Raw genomic sequence first — 2,400 nt, 5'->3', positions numbered from 1 at the left:
GCGACGCGGTGTCGGCGGCTCTCAAAGCCGCCTGACGCCGCGTCGCGGCGTCAACTTCGAAGGGAATCTTGATGGCAACCGGTGCCGAGACCGGAACACAGCGGTCCCCGGGCGCGATCTGGACCCTCGTGGTCGTCGCGCTCGCGACCTTCATGCTGATGCTCGACCTGACGGTCGTCAATGTCGCACTGCCCGACATCCGCGCTGCGTTCGACTCGTCCTTTTCGGCGCTGCAATGGATTCTGGACGCGTACGCGCTCGGCCTGGCGGCCGTGCTGCTCGCCGCGGGTTCGCTGGCCGACCGGCTCGGCCGCAAGCGGGTGTTCGATGTCGGCCTGATCGTCTTCGTGCTCTCGTCGCTGGCCTGCGGTCTCGCGCCGAGCGACACCGTGCTGATCATCGCGCGGTTCGTGCAGGGCCTCGGCGGCGCGATTCTGTTCGCGGTCGGTCCGGCGCTGCTGGGCAACGAGTTCCGCGGCAAGGACCGCGGCATGGCCTTCGGCGTGTTCGGCGCGGTCACCGGCCTGGCGATCGCCTTCGGGCCGCTCATCGGCGGCGGCCTGGCCGAGACGGCGGGCTGGCGCTGGATCTTCCTGATCAACGTGCCGGTCACCATCGCGGCGATCGCGATCGGCTACCTGAAGATGCGCGAATCCCGCGCCGACACACCGCCGCCGGTGGACTGGCCGGGCATGGTCACCTTCTCCGCGGCGCTGTTCTTCCTGGTGCTCGGCTTCATGCGCGGCGAGGCGGACGGCTGGACCAGCTGGATCGTGCTCGGCTGCTTCGGGCTCGCGGTGGTCCTGCTCGCCGCGTTCACCTGGTTGCAGGTGAGCAGGCCCGACCAGGCGATGTTCGACCTGTCGCTGTTCGCCAACCGCACCTTCAACGGCCTGTCGGTGGTCACCGCGCTGTGCGCGCTCACGGTGATGCCCTCGCTGTTCCTGCTCATCGCCTACGTCCAGAACATGCTCGGCTATTCGGCTTTCGCCAGCGGCGTGCGGTTCCTCCCACTGACGCTGCTGCTGTTCGTCGCGGCGGCGGGAGCGGGCGCGCTGGTGGCCAAGGTGCACCCCGGTGTGCTCGTCGGCGTCTCGCAGCTGCTCATCGGCGCGGGTCTGGCCGCGGTGGTGCTGGTCGACGTGGAATCCTCGTGGACCGCCCTCGTTCCCGCGATGGTCCTGATCGGCCTCGGTATGGGCGTGTTCAACCCGCCGCGGGCCGCTTTCTCCATCGCGGTCACCACGCCGGACAAGGCGGGCATGGCCTCCGGCATCAACGAAACCTTCCAGCAGGCGGGCGTCGCGGTCGGCATCGCCGCCGTCGGCGCGTTCTTCCACAACCGGGTCTCCGGCGCGTTCGCCGAGACCGACACCGCGCGCAACGTCTTCCGCGACCAGGCGGAGACCGCCGGTGACGCGGTCGCCGCGGGCGGCCCCGGCGCGGTGCTCGACGGACTGCCCGCCCTGGCCACCGGCGTGGTGCGTGAGGCGGCCGAGACGGCCTTCGTCGACGGCCTGCACACCACCATGCTGCTCGTCGCCGCACTGGCGGTCGTGTCGGGCATCGTCGCGTTCTGCACCATGCGTCCCGGCGATCTCGACGAGGCGGCGCTGGACAGCCCCGGCGTCCCCGCCGACGGCGCCGCCGCCCCCGCCGAGCGCCCCGCCGCCCGGCCGAGCGAACTGGCCGCGCAACGGGCGGCCGAGATCATCGCCCAGGTGAAGGCGGAGGCCGGGCACGACGCCACCTCCGGGCACGAGGCCACCTCCGGGCACGAGGCCACCTCCGGGCACGACGGGGATCGAAAGACCGACGTCCTCGACAAGAAGACCCTCGAGAAGGCAGCGGGCCAGGGCAGGACGGACGTGCTGCTCAAGCCCGCCCGCGCCACGCGCGCCGACGCCGATCCCCGGACGGCCGCCACCGAGCGGAGCGGTGTCCGAAAGCATTCGGCGCCGTCCCGCGCGGCCGTCGCGGCGGGCGGAAGGCGCCGGGTCTCGTCGTCCACGCAGCCGGCGAACGACGACAACGCCACGAGCCGCACGACGCCGGGCACTCGTTCCGGTGCCGACGCCGCACGACGCGGCGGCGCCGGCCGGCGCGCCGCGACGGATCGGGACCGCACATCGACCCCGGATCGGAACCCGACCGCGGGCGACACGATCGAGCTGGACAAGAGCACCCTCGGGTCGACTCCCCTGGCCAGTTCGACCCGCCCCGCCACCGACACCACGGCGCCCGTCGACACCGTTCTCCGCTCCCCGGTCTCCGGCCGCTTCACCGACGGGGGCACCCGTCGCTCGGCCCGCCGCGGCGAGGGGGCCGCGAAGACCGAGCGCACCGCGGCGGGGCGACACCATCAGACCGACCCGAAGCCGCTCGCTCCCGCCACCGCGC

General features: G+C 72.6%; 1 protein-coding gene. It reads left to right on the top strand.

Annotation, left to right across the window (positions count from 1 at the left end):
* Positions 1–71: 71 nt before the first annotated feature.
* Positions 72–2,400, top strand: a 2,329-nt coding sequence (locus QH283_RS05135) for an MFS transporter (RefSeq protein ID WP_280501862.1), incomplete at its 3' end; no start/stop codon positions are given.

It is taken from the genome of Nocardia farcinica, from assembly GCF_029867845.1.
GTDB classification, from domain to species: domain Bacteria; phylum Actinomycetota; class Actinomycetes; order Mycobacteriales; family Mycobacteriaceae; genus Nocardia; species Nocardia farcinica_A.
This window is presented reverse-complemented; position numbering and strand designations above follow the sequence as displayed.